The organism is Serratia sp. X3, from assembly GCF_014982455.1.
Taxonomy (GTDB): Bacteria; Pseudomonadota; Gammaproteobacteria; order Enterobacterales; family Enterobacteriaceae; genus Serratia; species Serratia ureilytica.
This window is the reverse complement of the sequence record NZ_JADCNB010000012.1, coordinates 20,318-37,021: the sequence shown is the minus strand read 5'-3', so window position 1 is coordinate 37,021 and position 16,704 is coordinate 20,318. Positions and strand designations below refer to the sequence as shown.

18 protein-coding genes are annotated in these 16,704 nt (G+C 59.8%); 11 read left to right on the top strand and 7 right to left on the bottom strand.

Annotation, left to right across the window (positions count from 1 at the left end):
* The first annotated feature begins 40 nt into the window (after nucleotides 1–40).
* Both IMX17_RS24280 and IMX17_RS24275 read left to right on the top strand, forming a co-directional pair.
* Nucleotides 41–1,423, top strand: a complete 1,383-nt coding sequence (locus IMX17_RS24280) for an MFS transporter (RefSeq protein WP_046897843.1) — start codon at nucleotides 41–43, stop codon at nucleotides 1,421–1,423.
* A complete protein-coding gene (locus IMX17_RS24275; protein WP_046897844.1) occupies nucleotides 1,420–1,800 on the top strand; it encodes a DUF4440 domain-containing protein in 381 nt (126 codons plus the stop codon). Before IMX17_RS24280 ends, IMX17_RS24275 begins: the two co-directional genes overlap by 4 nt.
* Nucleotides 1,801–1,995: 195 nt before the next feature.
* On the opposite strand, the gene asr is transcribed toward IMX17_RS24275, so the two are convergent.
* On the bottom strand, nucleotides 1,996–2,346 hold the full coding sequence (gene asr, locus IMX17_RS24270) for an acid resistance repetitive basic protein Asr (protein WP_004928953.1): 351 nt from the start codon (nucleotides 2,344–2,346) through the stop codon (nucleotides 1,996–1,998).
* A 229-nt stretch (nucleotides 2,347–2,575) separates the two neighbouring features.
* On the opposite strand from asr, the gene IMX17_RS24265 reads away from it, so the two are divergent.
* Nucleotides 2,576–2,884, top strand: a complete 309-nt coding sequence (locus tag IMX17_RS24265; RefSeq protein WP_004928950.1) for a YqjD family protein — start codon at nucleotides 2,576–2,578, stop codon at nucleotides 2,882–2,884.
* Nucleotides 2,885–2,951: 67 nt separating this feature from the next.
* Here IMX17_RS24265 and IMX17_RS24260 read toward each other — a convergent pair whose 3' ends face one another.
* Nucleotides 2,952–4,376, bottom strand: a complete 1,425-nt coding sequence (locus tag IMX17_RS24260) for a PLP-dependent aminotransferase family protein (protein ID WP_046897845.1) — start codon at nucleotides 4,374–4,376, stop codon at nucleotides 2,952–2,954.
* A gap of 95 nt (nucleotides 4,377–4,471) precedes the next feature.
* Here IMX17_RS24260 and IMX17_RS24255 point away from each other — a divergent pair, with 95 nt between their 5' ends.
* The 5 genes from IMX17_RS24255 to nrdF all read left to right on the top strand — a co-directional run bounded on the left by IMX17_RS24255 (nucleotide 4,472) and on the right by nrdF (nucleotide 8,926).
* A complete protein-coding gene (locus IMX17_RS24255; RefSeq protein WP_046897846.1) occupies nucleotides 4,472–4,903 on the top strand; it encodes a carboxymuconolactone decarboxylase family protein in 432 nt (143 codons plus the stop codon).
* Between the two features lie 272 nt (nucleotides 4,904–5,175).
* Nucleotides 5,176–5,406: a redoxin NrdH gene (locus IMX17_RS24250; protein WP_033644148.1), complete on the top strand. Its 231-nt coding sequence runs from the start codon at nucleotides 5,176–5,178 to the stop codon at nucleotides 5,404–5,406.
* A gap of 9 nt (nucleotides 5,407–5,415) precedes the next feature.
* Nucleotides 5,416–5,820: a class Ib ribonucleoside-diphosphate reductase assembly flavoprotein NrdI gene (gene nrdI / locus IMX17_RS24245; RefSeq protein ID WP_015378865.1), complete on the top strand. Its 405-nt coding sequence runs from the start codon at nucleotides 5,416–5,418 to the stop codon at nucleotides 5,818–5,820.
* On the top strand, nucleotides 5,802–7,946 hold the full coding sequence (nrdE, locus tag IMX17_RS24240; RefSeq protein ID WP_193550301.1) for a class 1b ribonucleoside-diphosphate reductase subunit alpha: 2,145 nt from the start codon (nucleotides 5,802–5,804) through the stop codon (nucleotides 7,944–7,946). The genes nrdI and nrdE overlap by 19 nt, the downstream gene beginning before the upstream one ends.
* A gap of 8 nt (nucleotides 7,947–7,954) precedes the next feature.
* A complete protein-coding gene (nrdF, locus tag IMX17_RS24235) occupies nucleotides 7,955–8,926 on the top strand; it encodes a class 1b ribonucleoside-diphosphate reductase subunit beta (RefSeq protein ID WP_193550300.1) in 972 nt (323 codons plus the stop codon).
* A gap of 61 nt (nucleotides 8,927–8,987) precedes the next feature.
* On the opposite strand, the gene IMX17_RS24230 is transcribed toward nrdF, so the two are convergent.
* The 3 genes from IMX17_RS24230 to IMX17_RS24220 all read right to left on the bottom strand — a co-directional run bounded on the left by IMX17_RS24230 (nucleotide 8,988) and on the right by IMX17_RS24220 (nucleotide 11,094).
* Nucleotides 8,988–9,191 carry a DUF1289 domain-containing protein gene (locus tag IMX17_RS24230; protein ID WP_193550299.1) on the bottom strand — a complete coding sequence of 68 codons (204 nt, stop codon included), beginning with the start codon at nucleotides 9,189–9,191 and terminating at the stop codon, nucleotides 8,988–8,990.
* Nucleotides 9,192–9,255: 64 nt separating this feature from the next.
* Complete coding sequence (locus tag IMX17_RS24225; protein WP_042785246.1) at nucleotides 9,256–9,996, bottom strand: SDR family oxidoreductase; 741 nt, start codon at nucleotides 9,994–9,996, stop codon at nucleotides 9,256–9,258.
* 153 nt (nucleotides 9,997–10,149) lie between these two features.
* Complete coding sequence (locus IMX17_RS24220) at nucleotides 10,150–11,094, bottom strand: MBL fold metallo-hydrolase (RefSeq protein WP_046897852.1); 945 nt, start codon at nucleotides 11,092–11,094, stop codon at nucleotides 10,150–10,152.
* A gap of 206 nt (nucleotides 11,095–11,300) precedes the next feature.
* Between IMX17_RS24220 and IMX17_RS24215 the strand changes: the two genes are divergently transcribed.
* Entirely contained in the window at nucleotides 11,301–12,272 is a 972-nt protein-coding gene (locus IMX17_RS24215; RefSeq protein WP_094141951.1) for a patatin-like phospholipase family protein, read from the top strand.
* Nucleotides 12,273–12,369: 97 nt separating this feature from the next.
* On the opposite strand, the gene IMX17_RS24210 is transcribed toward IMX17_RS24215, so the two are convergent.
* Complete coding sequence (locus tag IMX17_RS24210) at nucleotides 12,370–13,725, bottom strand: 2-hydroxycarboxylate transporter family protein (protein WP_182265584.1); 1,356 nt, start codon at nucleotides 13,723–13,725, stop codon at nucleotides 12,370–12,372.
* Nucleotides 13,726–14,051: 326 nt separating this feature from the next.
* Between IMX17_RS24210 and IMX17_RS24205 the strand changes: the two genes are divergently transcribed.
* Nucleotides 14,052–15,644 carry a sensor histidine kinase gene (locus IMX17_RS24205; RefSeq protein ID WP_046897854.1) on the top strand — a complete coding sequence of 531 codons (1,593 nt, stop codon included), beginning with the start codon at nucleotides 14,052–14,054 and terminating at the stop codon, nucleotides 15,642–15,644.
* 33 nt (nucleotides 15,645–15,677) lie between these two features.
* Nucleotides 15,678–16,364, top strand: a complete 687-nt coding sequence (locus IMX17_RS24200; RefSeq protein ID WP_046897855.1) for a response regulator — start codon at nucleotides 15,678–15,680, stop codon at nucleotides 16,362–16,364.
* Nucleotides 16,365–16,380: 16 nt separating this feature from the next.
* Here the strand turns inward: IMX17_RS24200 and IMX17_RS24195 are convergent, their stop codons facing one another.
* Nucleotides 16,381–16,644: a hypothetical protein gene (locus tag IMX17_RS24195; RefSeq protein ID WP_129993510.1), complete on the bottom strand. Its 264-nt coding sequence runs from the start codon at nucleotides 16,642–16,644 to the stop codon at nucleotides 16,381–16,383.
* Nucleotides 16,645–16,704 lie beyond the last annotated feature (60 nt).

Sequence of the window (16,704 nt, the reverse complement as noted above, 5' to 3'; positions counted from 1 at the left end):
TTTCCCCCCGATACACTGCTCGCCTTCAACCGGAGGCAGCATGTCTTATCGCAGCAAAGTGGCAATCGTCTATCTGCTCGGCTTTTTCGTCGATCTGATCAATATGTTTATCGCCAACGTCGCCTACCCCGCCATCGGCCAGGCGATGGGGGCATCGGTCAGCCAGCTGGCGTGGGTCAGCAACGGCTATATTCTCGGCCTGACGCTGGTGATCCCGCTCAGCGCCTGGCTGGCGCAGCGCATCGGCGGGCGGCGGGTGTTTCTGCTCTCGCTGGCGCTGTTCATGCTGGCCACCCTCGGCGCGGGCAACGCCGACAGCATCGGCGCGCTGATCGGCTGGCGCACCCTGCAGGGCATGGGCGGCGGCTTGCTGATCCCCATCGGCCAGACGCTGACCTATCAGCTGTACCGCAGCCATGAACGCGCCGGGCTGTCGGCCGCCATCATGTTGGTCGGGCTGCTGGCGCCGGCGCTGTCACCGGCGCTGGGCGGCTGGCTCGTCGATCGGTTGGACTGGCGCTGGGTGTTTTTCGCCAACCTGCCGCTGGCGGCCCTGGCCCTGGCGCTGGCGGCGCTGTGGCTACGTGCGGAAACGCCGACGGCGGCGCGCAAACCGCTCGACGCGACAGGATTACTGAGCGCCTGCGCGGCGCTGACGCTGCTGCTGCTCGGCCTGACCCGGCTGAGCGAAGCCGGTCATCAGGTTTCCGGCGCGGCGCTGCTGGCCGCCGGCCTGCTGGTGCTGGCCTATTATCTGCGCCATAGCCTGCGCACCCCGCAGCCGCTGCTGAACCTGCGGCTGGTCGGCGATCCGCTGCTGCGCAACGCCATGGCGGTTTATTTGTGCATTCCCGGCCTGTTCATCGGCGTCAGCCTGGTGGCGATGCTGTATTTGCAAAACCAGCTGGGGATGCCCGCCGCGCAGGTCGGCGGCCTGATGCTGCCCTGGGCGCTGGCGTCGTTCCTGGCCATCACGCTGACCGGCAAAAGCTTTAATCGCCTCGGCCCGCGGCCGCTGCTGATCGCCGGCTGTCTGTTGCAAGGCGCCGGCATGCTGACGCTGGCGCAGATCGATCAGGCCGGGCAGCACGCGTTACAGATCGCCGCCTTCGCCCTGATGGGGTTCGGCGGCAGCCTGTGCAGCAGCACCGCGCAGAGCAGCGCGTTTCTGCAGATCCCCGACGGCCAATTGGCAGACGCCAGCGCACTGTGGAATATCAACCGCCAGCTCAGTTTTTGCCTCGGCGTGGCGCTGCTCAGTCTGCTGCTGAATCTGCTGCTGGCCGTGTTGCCGCCCGCGGCGGCTTACCGAACCTGCTTCATTCTGGCGGGCGCCAGCACACTTATCCCGCTGTTGCTGTGCCTGCGCCTCGCCAACCGCGCCATCGTGCGCCAACTCAACGCTCAACAGGATGCTTTATGAACCCGTATTTTACCGAAGTGATCGACGCCCACATCACCATTGAACGCTGGCTGGGCAAAGGCGCCGGAGAGGAGCAGGCGCTGCTGGCGCGCTTTACGCCGGATTTCAGCATGATCGCGCTGAACGGCGCCCCGCTGGATTTCACCGCGCTGTGCGCTTTTTTCCGCGCGCATCGCGCCGCCAAACCGGGACTGGAAATCGAGATAGAAGAGATGAAGCTGGTGGCCGAATGGCCGACGGGCGCGGTAGTCAGTTATCGAGAAAAACAGCGGTTGCCAGGGCAAAGCGCCACGCTGCGCTACTCCACGGTGGTGTTTGAACGCCTGCCCGACGCGCTCGGCTGGCGGCATTTGCACGAAACCGCCGCGGCGCAATAATTACAGGAAGCTGCCGGCCAAAAACAGTTCCCAGCCGACGATCACCCCGCACAGGGTTACCGCGCTGAAAATGACCTCAAACAGATAGCGCTGGATCATCGTTCGTCGCCTCAAAAGAAGACACCCGGAAGAACCGGGTGTCTGGAGTACGGGCTGGAGCGTGCGGAACCTTTCGGTTCCGCAAACATCACTTAATTAAGCTTTTTTACCGGCTTTTTTGTGGTGTTTTTTAGCGGCCTGAGCTTTCTGCACTGGCGCTTTTTTGTGGTGTTTTTTAGCAGCCTGGGCTTTCTGAGCTGGCGCTTTTTTGTGGTGCTTTTTAGCGGCCTGAGCTTTCTGGGCTGGCGCTTTTTTGTGGTGCTTGGCTTTCTTGTGGTGCGTTGCTTTAGCTGGCGCTTTTTCAGCAGCCGCCGCTGGGGCAGCGGTAGTGGTGGTCGCAGCTGGCGCGGTGGTGGTAGCCGGAGCAGTAGCTGCAGTATCAGCAGCGAAAGCAACAGAAGACAGACCCATAGTGGCAGCAACGATCAGCGCTAATACTTTTTTCATCTTTAAATCCTCAGAGTGTTGTTTCGGTAAGCTCCGGTGGAGCCGTTGAAACAGATACTAGTGGAATCAAACGACCGTTTCCGTGAGTGATTGGTTTCGCCGAGTAACCAAATGTACAAAGCCCAGGTACCAGCAAACACCTGCGCGACGGCGGTTTTTTTCCGTGATCGGCCACGCAAATCTCAGCATGGTCTACACTTAAAAGACATGTGTCGAAATGGAGAGCTGAATGTTTAAGAAAGCGGAAAGAACAGAACGCGATATCGATCAGGATGTGACTCTGTTGGCCGATACGCTGGATGAAGTGTTGCGCGAGTCCGGTGACAAGACCAAAGAGGAACTGAAAGAGCTGCACAGCAAGGCGAAAGGCGTGCTGCGCGACGCGCGAGCGCGATTCAACGGCTCCACCAGTCTGACACAGCATGCGCGCGACGCGGTCGATCAAGCCGACAGCTATGTGCGTGACAAACCTTGGCAGGGCGTAGGGATCGGTGCCGCCGTCGGCATCGTGCTCGGCGTGCTGCTGGCCCGGCGTTAACACCCCTGCAGTCATAAAGATAAAACAGATGTGCGTCTGGCCCGCGGAAATCGCGGGCCGTTTAATTTTAGCGAAACAGCTGCGCCAGCCCCTGTACCGCTCGCTCCGCCTCCTCTCGCCGGCTGAAATTGGCGAACCCCAGCAGTAACCCTTGCCCCGCCGGATGGTCGATTCGCCACTCCGACAACGCCTGCACCGCCAGCCCCTGTCGCCAGGCCTGCGCCGCCAACGGCGCATCCGCCACCCCGTTGCGCAGCCGGGCCAACAGCTGAATGCCGCCCTGTTGCGGCACCGTCGTCAGCCAGGCCCCCAGCTGCCGTTCCAGCGCCTGCGTCAGCCACTCGCGCCGCTGGCGGTACAGCGGCCGCATGCGTTTCAGGTGGCGATAGAAATGCCCTTGCCGGATAAAATCCGCCACGCCGGCCTGCAGCAGCGGCGGGCAGCCGCAGCCACGCAGCCGGCTGCTGCGCGCAAAGGCCTCCGTGAGGCCGTCGGGCACCACCAGATAAGCCATGCGCAGCGCCGGGAACAGCGTTTTGCTGAAGGTGCCGGCGTACAGCACCCGCCCCTGAACATCGAGGCTTTTCAGCGGCGGCAGCGGCCGCCCGTGATAGCGAAACTCACTGTCGTAGTCATCCTCGAGGATCCAGGCCCCGCGCTGCTGCGCCCAGTCGAGCAGCGCCATCCGCCGCGCCAGGCTGAGCGAGACGCCGAGCGGGCTTTGATGGGTCGGCGTCACCACCGCCAGCCGCGCCTCAGGCTCCGTCAGCATACCGGCGGCCACGTCCATGCCCTGTTCATCCACCGGCACGGCGACCGGCCTGACGCCGGCGGCCCGCAACAGCGGACGCGTGACCGGATAACCGGGATCTTCGATCCATACCGCGTCGCCGGCGTGCAACAGCGTCTCCGTCACCCAGTCCAGCAACGCCGGATAACCGGCGCAGAGGAAAATTTGCTCCGGCCGACAGCTGATGCCGCGCGACAAATGCAGATAATGGGCGATCGCCTCACGCAGTTCAGGCAGGCCGCCGGCCGGCGGCAGCGCCAGGGAAGCCGCCGTGGAACCACGCAGCTGGCGGGCGACAATGCGCTGCCACAGCGCCCGAGGAAACGCATCCAGCGCCGGCACGCCCAGTTGGAAAGGCTGTAGCATGCCCTGCGGCTGCAGCGGATCGGGCGCTATCGTCGCCAGCGGCGGCGCAGCGGGCATCGCGCCCGGCGGCATGTGCGGCAACTGCGGCGAGACATAGGTGCCCGCCTGCCCCCGGCTCTGCAAGAAACCTTCGGCGATCAGCTGCGCGTAGGCGCTTTCCACCGTGGCGCGCGCCACGCCCAGATCGCTCGCCAACCCGCGCACTGAAGGCAGCCGGCTGCCCGCCGCCAGGCTGCCCTGGGCGATGGCGTCTTTAATCCGCTGGTAAATCTGCCGGTACAGCGGCTCGGCAAGCCGGCTGTCCAGCCGCAATGAAGTCAGGAACGGTGGCATCATGGCCCGGTTAAATAATCATTTTATGGCCCTATAGCATAGACCATAAGGCCGCTAAAGTAGCGCCATGATTTCGTTACTACCGATTGAGGTTGACCATGATTAAGCAACGTTTGAACTATGCCGAGCTGGCGCCCGCCCCGTACAAAAATATGGTGAGCGCGCTGATGGCGCTGGAGAAAGGCACTCTGGACAAAGCGACCATCGAGTTGATGTTTATGCGCGTTTCGCAGATCAACGGTTGCGCCTACTGCCTGGACATGCACGGCAAAGCGCTGCGCGAAAGCGGCTTCAGCCATGCCAAGCTGGATACGTTGGCGGGCTGGCGCGTCAGCCATGAATTCAGCGAACGTGAACGCGCGGCGCTGGAGTGGGCCGAGTCGGTTACGCTGATCGCCGCCACCGGCGCGCCGGACAGCGCTTTCGAGGCGCTGAAAGCGCACTTCAGCGACGCCGAGATCGCCGATCTGACCTTCGCCATCAGCATCATGAACGCCTTCAACCGGCTGGCCGTCAGCATGCGTCAGTAATGCGCTCGCCTCCCCCTCTTGACTCTGAGGGGGAATTTCACACCCGCAAAAATTTTTCCCCTCGCCTTTTCCAGCCCCGGCGCGGCCTGCGCGCAAAACCCGACAAAACACCATATATAGCGTGGTTGATAAAACAAATATCAACATATAGTATTTTATGGGTCAGCCGCAGGGAATGTTGTTCGGCTGATAACGCCGTCAGAAACGCCAGGAACAATGCTCCGTTCTCTGACTTGTCCGCCTTTCCTTCAGCCTAAAGGTAAATGCGAATCATGAGCATTATTATTTACAGTAAGCCGGACTGTGTCCAGTGCAACGCCACCTATCGCGCATTTGATAAACAGGGGATTGATTATCAGGTGATCGACCTCACCCAAGATCCGCAAGCGCTGGACCACGTTAAATCCTTAGGTTATCAGCAAGTTCCGGTGATTATCGCCGGTGACGATCACTGGGCCGGTTTCCGGCCGGACAAAATCGGCGCGCTGGCGCTCACCTGCTGAGGCCCGACGATGAATCCGCTGGTCTATTTCTCCAGCAGCTCGGAGAACACCCATCGATTCGTTGAGAAACTGGGCCTGCCGGCGATCCGCATTCCGATCGCCGGCGCCCGCAGCAAATTGCTGATGGAACAACCCTATATCTTGATCGTGCCCAGCTATGGCGGCGGCAGCGCCGTCGGCGCGGTGCCGATCCAGGTGATCCGCTTTCTCAACGTTCCGCAAAACCGTTCATACCTGCGCGGCGTCATCGCCGCCGGGAACACCAACTTCGGCGCAGCGTACGGCATCGCCGGCGACATCATCGCCAAAAAATGCCAGGTGCCTTTCTTGTACCGCTTCGAGCTGCTCGGCACTGCGCAAGACGTTGAAAACGTTCGACAGGGAGTAACCGCATTTTGGCAACGACAGAACTGACCAGGCCCGAGACGGGCGCGCTGGATTACCATTCGCTCAACGCGATGCTCAATCTTTACGATGCGGAAGGCCGGATCCAGTTCGATAAAGATCGGCTGGCGGCGCGGCACTACTTCCTGCAGCACGTCAACCAAAACACCGTGTTCTTCCATAACCTGGAGGAAAAGCTGCGCTATCTGGTGGAAGAAGGCTACTACGAGCCGCAGGTGCTGGCGCAGTACGAATTCCCGTTTATCAAGCAGCTGTTCCAGCAGGCCTACGCCAAAAAATTCCGCTTCGAGACTTTCCTCGGCGCCTTCAAGTACTACACCAGCTATACGCTCAAAACCTTCGACGGCAAGCGCTATCTGGAACGCTACGAAGACCGGGTGTGCATGGTGGCGCTGACGCTGGCGGCGGGCGACACCGCCCTGGCTCAGGATCTGGTGGAAGAGATGATTTCGGGCCGCTTCCAGCCGGCCACGCCGACCTTTCTCAACTGTGGCAAACGCCAGCGCGGTGAGCTGGTCTCCTGCTTCCTGCTGCGCATCGAAGACAATATGGAATCGATCGGCCGGGCGGTAAACTCCGCGCTGCAGCTGTCGAAACGCGGCGGCGGCGTGGCCTTCATGCTGAGCAACATTCGCGAGGTGGGCGCGCCGATCAAACGCATCGAGAACCAGTCCTCCGGCGTCATTCCGATCATGAAAATGCTCGAAGACGCCTTCTCCTACGCCAACCAGCTCGGCGCGCGCCAGGGGGCCGGCGCGGTGTATCTCAACGCTCACCACCCGGATATCCTGCGTTTTCTCGACACCAAGCGGGAAAACGCCGACGAGAAGATCCGCATCAAAACGCTGTCGCTGGGGGTGGTGATCCCGGATATCACCTTCGAACTGGCGAAGAACAACGAAGAAATGTACCTGTTCTCGCCCTACGACGTCGAACGGGTGTATAGCACGCCGCTGTCTGAAATCAGCGTCAGTGAAAAATACCGTGAGATGGTGGACGACAAGCGCATCCGCAAGTCGCGCATCAACGCGCGCGAGTTCTTCCAAGTGCTGGCGGAGATCCAGTTCGAATCCGGCTACCCCTACGTCATGTTCGAGGACACGGTCAACCGGGAGAATCCGATCGCCGGGCGCATCAACATGAGCAACCTGTGTTCGGAAATCCTGCAGGTCAATCGCGCCAGCACCTATCACGAGGATCTGAACTACGATCGCATCGGCAAGGATATCTCCTGCAACCTCGGCTCGCTGAACATCGCCAAAACCATGGACGCGCCGGACTTCGGCAAGGCGATCGAGACCGCGATCCGCGCGCTGACCGCGGTGGCCGACATGAGCGACATCCGCTCGGTGCCGTCGATCGCCGAAGGCAATCGCAGCGCCCGCGCCATCGGTCTGGGCCAGATGAACCTGCACGGTTACCTGGCGCGCGAGCGCATCTTCTACGGCTCGGAAGAAGGCATCGACTTCACCAATCTCTATTTCTATACCGTGGCCTATCACGCCATCCGCGCCTCGAACCGGCTGGCGATCGAACGCGGCGGCGCGTTCGACGGCTTTGAGCACTCGCGCTATGCCAGCGGCGAGTACTTCGACAAATACACCGAGCGCGACTGGCTGCCGCAGACCGAGCGGGTGCGCGAGCTGTTCGCCGCCGCCGGCATCGCCATCCCGGGCCGCGATGAGTGGCGCACGCTGCGCCAGTCGGTGATGATGCACGGGCTGTACAACCAGAACCTGCAGGCGGTGCCGCCGACCGGTTCCATCTCGTACATCAACAACGCCACCTCCAGCATCCACCCGATCGTCTCGCGCATCGAGATCCGCAAGGAAGGCAAGATCGGCCGCGTTTACTATCCGGCGCCGTACATGACCAACGACAACCTGACGTATTACCAGGATGCCTACGAGATTGGCCCGGAAAAAATCATCGATACCTATGCCGCCGCAACGCAACACGTCGATCAGGGGCTGTCGCTGACGTTGTTCTTCCGCGATACCGCCACCACCCGCGACATCAACCGCGCGCAGATCTACGCCTGGCGCAAAGGCATCAAAACCATTTACTACATCCGCCTGCGCCAGATGGCGCTGGAAGGCACCGAGGTGCAGGGCTGCGTGTCCTGCGCGCTGTGAGGCAACTTATGACGACCGTAACATCGGCGCCGCTGGTGCGCGCCATCAACTGGAACATCATCGAAGACGACAAGGATCTGGAGGTGTGGAACCGCCTGACCTCCAACTTCTGGCTGCCGGAGAAGGTGCCGCTGTCCAACGATATCCCCTCCTGGGCCACGCTGACGCCGAAGGAGCAGCAGCTGACCATTCGGGTGTTCACCGGGCTGACGCTGCTGGACACCATCCAGAACACCGTCGGCGCGCCGGCCCTGATCGCCGATGCGCTGACGCCGCACGAAGAGGCGGTGTACTCCAACATCAGCTTTATGGAGGCGGTGCACGCCCGTTCTTACAGCTCAATCTTCTCCACCCTGTGCCAAACGCCGGACGTGGATGACGCCTATCGCTGGAGCGAGGAAAACCGAGCGCTACAGAAGAAAGCCGGCATCATTCTGGCGCACTACCGCAGCGACGATCCGCTGCTGAAAAAAGTCGCCAGCGTGTTCCTCGAGTCGTTCCTGTTCTATTCGGGCTTTTACCTGCCGATGTACTGGTCCAGCCGCGCCAAGCTGACCAACACCGCCGATCTGATCCGTCTGATCATTCGCGACGAAGCGGTGCACGGCTACTATATCGGCTATAAGTTCCAGAAAGGGCTGGAGAAAATGGACGCTGCACGGCGCCAACAGGTGAAAAACTTCGCCTTCGATCTGCTGCAGGATCTGTACGACAACGAGGTGCGTTACACCGAGGAGCTGTACGACGGCGTCGGCTGGACGGAAGACGTGAAGACCTTCCTGCACTACAACGCCAACAAGGCGTTGATGAACCTCGGGTATGAAGCGCTGTTCCCACCGGCGATGGCGGAGGTCAACCCGGCGATCCTGTCGGCGCTGTCGCCAAACGCCGACGAAAACCACGACTTCTTCTCCGGTTCAGGGTCGTCTTACGTTATCGGCAAGGCGGTCAACACCGAGGATGAGGACTGGGACTTCTGAGGCTGGCTAGCCGTATCAGGAATAAACCTTCACGGGAGTGCGGCGTGTCGTGCTCTCGCGACTATGTGTTTTGCTTGAATTCCGCACGCAGCTCAAGCCGCCGCCAGATAGCGCGTTTCTCCGCGTCGCTGGCGGTCGGCCAGGCGGCGATCTCCGCCCGCGTGCGCCGGCATCCGCGGCACTGCTGGGTTTCGTCGTCAATCCGGCACAGGCTGACGCAGGGCGACCTGACGCCGGGATGAAACTGCTGATTGTCGCCCGCCATACGCTGCCCTTGATGTGATGAGTTCCGCCACAGGATACCCGATCCTGCGGCGGTGCGTCGTCAATCAGATGATGCCGCCGTTGGCGCGCAGGGTTTGGCCGTTGATCCAACCGCCGTCGGCCCCCGCGAGGAAGGCCACCGCCGCAGCGATATCGTCCGGCGTGCCCAGGCGCTCCAGCGGCGCCATCTTCGCCAACCGCTCGATAAGCTCCGGGGTTTTGCCGTCGAGGAACAAGCCGGTGGCGGTCGGTCCCGGCGCGACGGCGTTCACCGTGATATTGCGGCCGCGCAGCTCTTTCGCCAGCACGCTGGTCAGCGCTTCGATCGCCGCCTTACTGGCGGCATACATGCCGTACCCCGGCTGCAGCAACCCCACCACGCTGGAGGAGAAGTTGATGATGCGGCCATTGTCGCGCAGGCGCTTCGCCGCCTCGCGCATCGCATTGAAGCTGCCTTTCAGATTGATGTCGAGCAGGCGATCCACGTCTTCGTCACGCATATCCGCCACCGGCGCCAGCGCGATCACCCCGGCGTTATTGACCAGCACGTCGACGCCGCCAAACGCCTGCTCGGCGCTGTCGAACAGGCGGGCGACCGCAGAGGCATCGCTGACGTCGGCTTTGACGCTCAAGGCGCGGCCGCCACCCTGTTCAATCTTGCGCACCAGCTCATCGGCCGGCGCCGGGTTGCCCGAATAGTTGATGATGACGGTGAAGCCGTCGGCGGCCAGACGCTCGGCGATGGCCGCGCCGATGCCGCGCGATGCGCCGGTGACGATGGCGACGGAGGGAGTTTTCTGATTCATCGGGAGATCCTTAAAGAAAACGACGAGGGTAACGTTAATCATGCACTGTTTATCACGGCGAATCAGCCCCGATTCTCTGGCATCATCATCCCAAATTATCGAACAATGTCCCCAAGGCGCTTACGATGGCCGCCCGTTGGGCGACCATTTCCATTACAGGGCGCCGTAGTTCAATGGCACCCAGGTGTAACCGTCGCCCTGGCGGTTCAGATACCCCAACCCCGGGAACGACAGGTGTGCGCCCCCCACCAGTTCGCTCTGTCGCGCGCTGTCGCCAAATATCCGCAGCCGCTGAGCGACCGCCGCCTTGGCATCGTTATCAAAGCTGATAGCCACCTTCGGATGCGGCATCTGCACCGCCGCCACGTGGATCAGATCCCCCAGCAGCAACAGCTTCTGGCCCTGGCTGGTCACCTGATACACGCTATGCCCCGGCGTATGGCCGTGGGCGGCAAAGGCGGCAATGCCCGGGGAAAGCTCACCGTCGCCGCTGAACGGCTTAAAGTGGCCGGCCGCCTGATACGGCTTGATCGCCGCCTGAGCCCGTTCGAAGTTGCTTTTACTGCCCGCGCTGGCCTGTTTCAGTTGGTCCGCGCTTAGCCAGAAGTCCGCGTCCTGGCTGGCGGCGCGCACTACCGCATTGGGGAATACCGCCTTGCCGTCGTGCGTCAGGCCGCCGAGGTGGTCCGGGTGCATGTGGGTCAGGTAGATCTCATCCACCTGCTCCGGCTGGTAGCCCGCCGCACGCAGGTTATCCACCAGCTTGCCCAGGCCGTCGCCCAGTAGCTGGCCGGCGCCGCTGTCGATCATCACCAGCTTGTCGCCGGTATTGATCAGATAAGCATTGACCGACGTGACCACCGGCAGGCTTTGATGCTGCTCGGCTAACCCGGCGGCGATCTGCTGCGGCGTGGTATTCAGCAACAGCTTATCCGCCGGCAGGCGAATAATGCCGTCGGACAACGCGGTCACTTCAAAACCGCCCAACATGATGCGGTAGAATCCCGGCGTCGGGGTTTTGGCCTGCGGCGCGGCGGCGCCGGCCTGTAACGACATAACGGCCAGCGCCGCGCCCAACAGACAACGTTTCCAGAACATGATGACTCCTTGTGAGAATTGAACAGCGCTAAGTATTGACGCAAAAAGTCCGATGCGCCTGTTTAATAAATGCCTTTGATAAATATATAAATAATATATTCATTATGAATAATTTTGTTTGCCAAGCCACACAACCCCAATCCATATTTTCTCGTGCGCCGCTTCGTTATTTTTCTTACTCCCTAAACCACGAGTAAGGAAATATGATGAGCTATCAATTCGAAAACCTGGTCTTTGAAGGCGGCGGCGTAAAAGGCATCGCCTATGGCGGCGCACTGGAATTGCTGGAGGCCAAAGGCATCATGCCGCAGATCAAGCAAACCTCCGGCGCCTCAGCGGGCGCCATCGCCGCGCTGCTGGTCGGGCTGGGCTGCAGCTCGGCCGACGTGACCAAGATTCTGTCGGCGATGGATTTTAAAAAATTCCTCGATTATAACGGCGGTTTTTTCGGCACGCTCCAGGACGCCTATCGCCTGTTCAATCAATACGGCATTGCGCCCGGTGATTATTTTTATCAATGGTCGCGCGATATTATCAAGCAATATACCGGCAACCCGAATATTACCTTCGAACAGTTCGAAGCGATGAAAACGGCGAAAGGGTTCAAGTCGATTTACTTTATCGGCGCCAACCTCAACAGCGGCCAGCGCGAAGTCTATTCGCATCGCACCACGCCGCGCATGAAAGTGGCGGATGGCCTGCGCATTTCGATGTCGTTCCCGTTCGCCTTCGTGGCGAAGAAAAATGCCCTGGGCGACCTGTGCATCGACGGCGGCATGATCGACAACTACCCGGTGCGGCTGTTCGACTATGACTTCTCCGCCACGCCGCCTTACATCGACAACGCCAGCCAGCGCATCAACACCCGCACGCTGGGCATTCGCCTGGACTCCGCCAGTGAAATCGCTCAGGCCGCCGGTCAGGCCGGCCCGCGCACGCCGGTCAACAACCTGTTTGATTTCACCCTGGCGGTGGCCAACGTGATGCTGGACATCCAAACCAAGGTGCATCTGGACAGCGATGACTGGAAGCGTACCGTGTATGTCGACACGCTCGACGTCGGCACGCTGGAGTTCGGCATCAGCGAGGAGAAGAAACGCGCGCTGATCGAATCCGGCCGTCGCGGCGTAGAGCGCTACTTCGCGTGGTATGACGCCGCCATGAAGCAAGCGGCGTAACCGGCAGTTCCCCGCCCGCGCGTCAGGCCGGCGCGCGGGCAAAAAAAATCCCCGCGGGGGCGGGGAAAGGCAAAGTAACGCTAAGGATTTATAGGAGTTATACGAAGAACTTGGCTAATACCAGCAGCGACAGCGAGACGTTGATAGCGCCGCCGATACGGGTTGCGATCTGGGCGAACGGCATCAGCGACATGCGGTTGCCGGCGGTGAGGATCGCCACGTCGCCGGTTCCGCCCTGCCCGCTCTGGCAGCAGGAGACGATCGCCACGTCGATAGGATGCATGCCGATTTTCTTGCCGACGAAGAAGCCGGTCGCCACCAGCGCGCTGACGGTGGTGACGATCACGATCAGATTCTGTACGGTGAACGCGTCCACCAGTTCCTGCCACGGCGTGATGGCGACCCCGACGGCGAACAGGATGGGATAGGTCACGGCGGTGCGGAAAAATTTGTACACCACCTGCGAGCCTTCCTGAATGCGCGGCGACACCCCGTGCGCCAACTTCACCGCCACGGCGGCGAACAGCATGCCCACCGGCGCCGGCAGGCCGATCAGACGGTGCAGCAGCATGCCCACCATATACAGCAGAATGGCCAACAGCGCGCCGCAGGCGATGGTGCTGACGTCCACCTTGCCGCTGATTTTTTCCACCGCGCTCATGTCGCTTTCACCCTGCTTGCTCGGCATCAGGCTGCCTTCGCCGGTCAGGTGCGGATAACGCTTGCCCAGTTGGTTGAGCAGGCCGGCGATGACGATAGCGGTCAGGCTGCCGAGCATCACGATAGGCAGAATGCGCCCCAGCGCCACGCCCTGCTCCATGTGCAGGATCGCGGCGTAACCCATCGACAGCGGGATCGCCCCTTCACCTACGCCGCCGGCCATGATCGGCAAGATCAGGAAGAAGAAGATCTGGAACGGTTCCAGGCCCAGCGCCATGCCGATGCCCATCCCCACCAGCATGCCGACGATCTCGCCGCACAGCATGGGGATGAAGATGCGCAGGAAGCCCTGGATCAGCACCTGGCGATTCATGCTCATGATGCTGCCAACGATGATGCAGCAGATGTAGAGGTAAAGAATGTTGGTCGATTTGTAGAACTTGGTGGTCGACTCCACCACCACGTCCGGCAGCAGGCCATAGTGCACCAGCGCGGAAGGAATGAAAGTGGCGCAGATCGCCGCCGCGCCCATTTTGCCGATCAGCGGCAGGCGCTTGCCGAATTCGCCGCAGGCGAAACCGAAGAACGCCAGGGTGGCGACCATCACCACGATATCGCTCGGCAACTTGCCTTCCAGGCAGTCGAGCAGAATCAATACGCCGGCCAGAATAAAGAACGGTAACGGAATAATCCCTACTTTATAATTGTCCAGTATCCGCCACCATTTCTCACGCAGAGGAATATCGGCGGCCTTGTCTTTGGCTACGAGGTAAGAATCATCTGTTGTGCTCATAATCTGGCCTCTTATTAGTTTGTTCAGCCATCATAGAGAAGCGCACGGATTATCTGCTGTGATTATGTTCAAAATTAAAAAGGGTTTTTAATGGTGGTTATGGTTTCTATGGGGTTAATTAAGATTATGTAAAAATCAGCGTGGTTTTAATGGTGTTAATGCCGTTTTTATTTTAAAGCTTATCAACTTTATCGCAGACGAACAATTCTCGTCCGGTTCACTCTAATCCCGTGTGAGGGATCACAAGTTGATCGGGCGCAATATTACACACCCCGTATCTCGTGATAGGGTAAGGCTTCAGGATCTCTTTACGGTGAAGCTCCGCCATGCGCCTTAAACTCTCATTTCAAATCAAGCTGTTTCTGTGCCTGGTGGCCTTCTCCTGCCTGCTGCTGAGCTGCATCGGCGCCTACACCTATTACCAGCTGGATGCGCAACTGCACCGCGATCTCGGCGCCCGCGCCCAGGTGCAGGCGCGTGAAATCGCCCTTATCCCTTCGTTGGTGGATGCCGTAGAAAAAAACGACGCCGCCAGGATCGCTGCGTTGATGAAAAAAATCCGCGCCAGCAGCGACGCCAGCTATATCGTCATCGGTGATAATCATGCCCGTCATCTCTATCATTCCGAATATGAGGGCCGCCTGGGCACGCCGATGATCGGCGGCGATAATAAAGAAGTATTGGAAGGAAAAAGCATTATTTCCATTCGCAAGGGTGGCATCGGCGTTTCATTACGCAGCAAGGCGCCGATTCTGGATGAAAATAATCACGTCATCGGCATCGTTTCCGTCGGCTATTTGAAATCGCATATCGATAATTTAAATGCCAGGACATTAACGCAAATTATCGGTTCCATCGTGCTGCTGCTGATCGCCCTGTTCGTTTTTTCCTGGCTGCTGTCGAAAAATCTCAAACGCCAAATGTTCTGGCTGGAGCCGAAAGAGATCGCGCTGCTGGTGCGCCAGCAAAAAGCGCTGCTGGAAGCCATCTATGAGGGCGTGATCGCCATCGATCCGCAGCTGCGGATCATCACCATCAACCATGCGGCGCGTGAGCTGTTGGATCTGCATCAGCCCGCCACCGGCCTGCTGGGCCAGCCGATCGGCGATGTGATCCAGGCCCAGCCGGACTTTTTCGCCGTCGCGCACTTGGAGCACGACACCCATGACGAGGTGTGCCGCTTCAACCACGTGCGGGTGATCGCCAGCCGGGTGCGCATCATGCAGGAGCAGGAGCTGCAAGGCTGGGTGATCAGCTTCCGCGACAAGAACGATATCAATACCCTGAGCAGCCAGCTCAGCCAGGTGAAACGCTATGCCGACAACCTGCGCATCATGCGCCACGAGCAGCTGAACTGGACCGCCACGCTGGCCGGGCTGCTGCACATGCAGCGCTACGACGAGGCCATCCGCTATGTGGAAGCCCAGTCGGAGGGGGCACAGGAGATCCTCGATTTCATCTCGCAGCGCTTCAGTTCGGCGGCGCTGTGCGGGTTGCTGCTGGGCAAATACTCCAGCGCCAGAGAGAAAGGCATCGAACTGCGTTTCGATCCGGCCTGCCAGCTGCGGCAGATCCCGGCGGCGCTGAATGAGACCGAACTGATGTCGATCGTCGGCAACCTGCTGGATAATGCGGTGGAGGCGACGCTGCACTGCCCGGCTCCGCACGACGCGATCGAACTCTATATCAGCGACGGCAGCGACGAACTGGTGATCGAGGTGGCGGATCGCGGCACCGGCATCGCCGAGGAGATTCGTGATACGCTGTTTGAACAGGGCGTGACCACCAAAGCGGATAAAAGCGACCACGGCATCGGCCTGCATCTGGTCGCCAGCCACGTGGCGCAGGCACACGGCAGCATAGAAGTGTCGGACAACGAGCCGCACGGCGCGATATTCTCTATATTTATCCCTAAATAAAACCCATAACCCGATTTTTTTGAGCACCCGATTATGTCACACCAAACACTGGACGTTCTGATCGTGGAAGATGAGCCGCAACTGGCGACGCTGCACGCAGAGTTCATCGAGAAAAATTTCAACCTGCAGGTGGTAGCCTACGCCGCCACGCTGGCCGAAGCGCGGGCCAAAGCCAACGAGCATCAGCCGCGGCTGATCCTGCTGGACAACTTTCTGCCGGACGGCCAGGGCATCGAGCTAATGGAAGAACCGGCGGTGAAGAATCCCGCCTGTTCGGTGATTTTCATCACCGCCGCCAGCGACATGCATACCTGCAGCCAAGCGATCCGCAACGGCGCCTTCGACTACATCATCAAGCCGGTGTCTTACAAACGGCTGCGCAACTCGCTCGAGCGCTTCATGCAGTTCGTGCAGACCCAGCGCACCTTTAAAATCATCGATCAGGACAATGTCGATGCGCTGTACAACCTGCAGTCGAAGCAGTTCTCCAGCGAACCGAGCGCCAAAGGCATAGAAACCAACACGCTGGAGCTGGTGCAGGCGCTGTTTATCGCCCAGCCGGCGGTGGCACATGCGGTGGAAGACGTGGTCGAACAGGTCGGCATCAGCAAAACCACCGCTCGCCGTTATCTGGAATATTGCGTCGCCACCCAGTTCGTGCGGGTGGAGATGCTGTACGGCAATATCGGCCATCCGCGCAGGCTGTATCGCAAGGCCTGAGGCTGCCATCTGGCTGTCATACTAAGGCGATAACATGACGCCCGACGATATCCCCCTCGATATCGGCACCTGTCGTTAAAACTGATGAAATACTGATGACTTTTGCCCGGCCTCTGGTCGGGTTTTTTATTATCCGAACGGCAGGCGCGGCGCCCAAATATTTCTCTGCGCCACACCGTATTATTTCCCCAAAAACCAAACCATTATGGCGAATAATGGCCGTCAATTTTGAGTCACGGGCTAAATTACCATAACTAATTAAAACCTTGATGTAAACCACTAATATCCTATTTAAATGACATTGAGGGTTGTCTCAGATATTCACTGTGTTAGGGTAAAA

What these genes read in the sequence shown, in the direction of transcription:
- IMX17_RS24230 (WP_193550299.1), bottom strand. Translation starts at nt 9,191, where the DNA reads ATGGCGGGCGACAATCAGCAGTTTCATCCCGGCGTCAGGTCGCCCTGC.
- nrdF (WP_193550300.1), top strand. Translation starts at nt 7,955, where the DNA reads ATGACGACCGTAACATCGGCGCCGCTGGTGCGCGCCATCAACTGGAAC.
- asr (WP_004928953.1), bottom strand. Translation starts at nt 2,346, where the DNA reads ATGAAAAAAGTATTAGCGCTGATCGTTGCTGCCACTATGGGTCTGTCT.
- IMX17_RS24225 (WP_042785246.1), bottom strand. Translation starts at nt 9,996, where the DNA reads ATGAATCAGAAAACTCCCTCCGTCGCCATCGTCACCGGCGCATCGCGC.
- IMX17_RS24215 (WP_094141951.1), top strand. Translation starts at nt 11,301, where the DNA reads ATGAGCTATCAATTCGAAAACCTGGTCTTTGAAGGCGGCGGCGTAAAA.
- IMX17_RS24250 (WP_033644148.1), top strand. Translation starts at nt 5,176, where the DNA reads ATGAGCATTATTATTTACAGTAAGCCGGACTGTGTCCAGTGCAACGCC.
- IMX17_RS24280 (WP_046897843.1), top strand. Translation starts at nt 41, where the DNA reads ATGTCTTATCGCAGCAAAGTGGCAATCGTCTATCTGCTCGGCTTTTTC.
- IMX17_RS24200 (WP_046897855.1), top strand. Translation starts at nt 15,678, where the DNA reads ATGTCACACCAAACACTGGACGTTCTGATCGTGGAAGATGAGCCGCAA.
- IMX17_RS24260 (WP_046897845.1), bottom strand. Translation starts at nt 4,376, where the DNA reads ATGATGCCACCGTTCCTGACTTCATTGCGGCTGGACAGCCGGCTTGCC.
- IMX17_RS24220 (WP_046897852.1), bottom strand. Translation starts at nt 11,094, where the DNA reads ATGTTCTGGAAACGTTGTCTGTTGGGCGCGGCGCTGGCCGTTATGTCG.
- IMX17_RS24255 (WP_046897846.1), top strand. Translation starts at nt 4,472, where the DNA reads ATGATTAAGCAACGTTTGAACTATGCCGAGCTGGCGCCCGCCCCGTAC.
- IMX17_RS24205 (WP_046897854.1), top strand. Translation starts at nt 14,052, where the DNA reads ATGCGCCTTAAACTCTCATTTCAAATCAAGCTGTTTCTGTGCCTGGTG.
- IMX17_RS24275 (WP_046897844.1), top strand. Translation starts at nt 1,420, where the DNA reads ATGAACCCGTATTTTACCGAAGTGATCGACGCCCACATCACCATTGAA.
- nrdI (WP_015378865.1), top strand. Translation starts at nt 5,416, where the DNA reads ATGAATCCGCTGGTCTATTTCTCCAGCAGCTCGGAGAACACCCATCGA.
- IMX17_RS24265 (WP_004928950.1), top strand. Translation starts at nt 2,576, where the DNA reads ATGTTTAAGAAAGCGGAAAGAACAGAACGCGATATCGATCAGGATGTG.
- IMX17_RS24210 (WP_182265584.1), bottom strand. Translation starts at nt 13,725, where the DNA reads ATGAGCACAACAGATGATTCTTACCTCGTAGCCAAAGACAAGGCCGCC.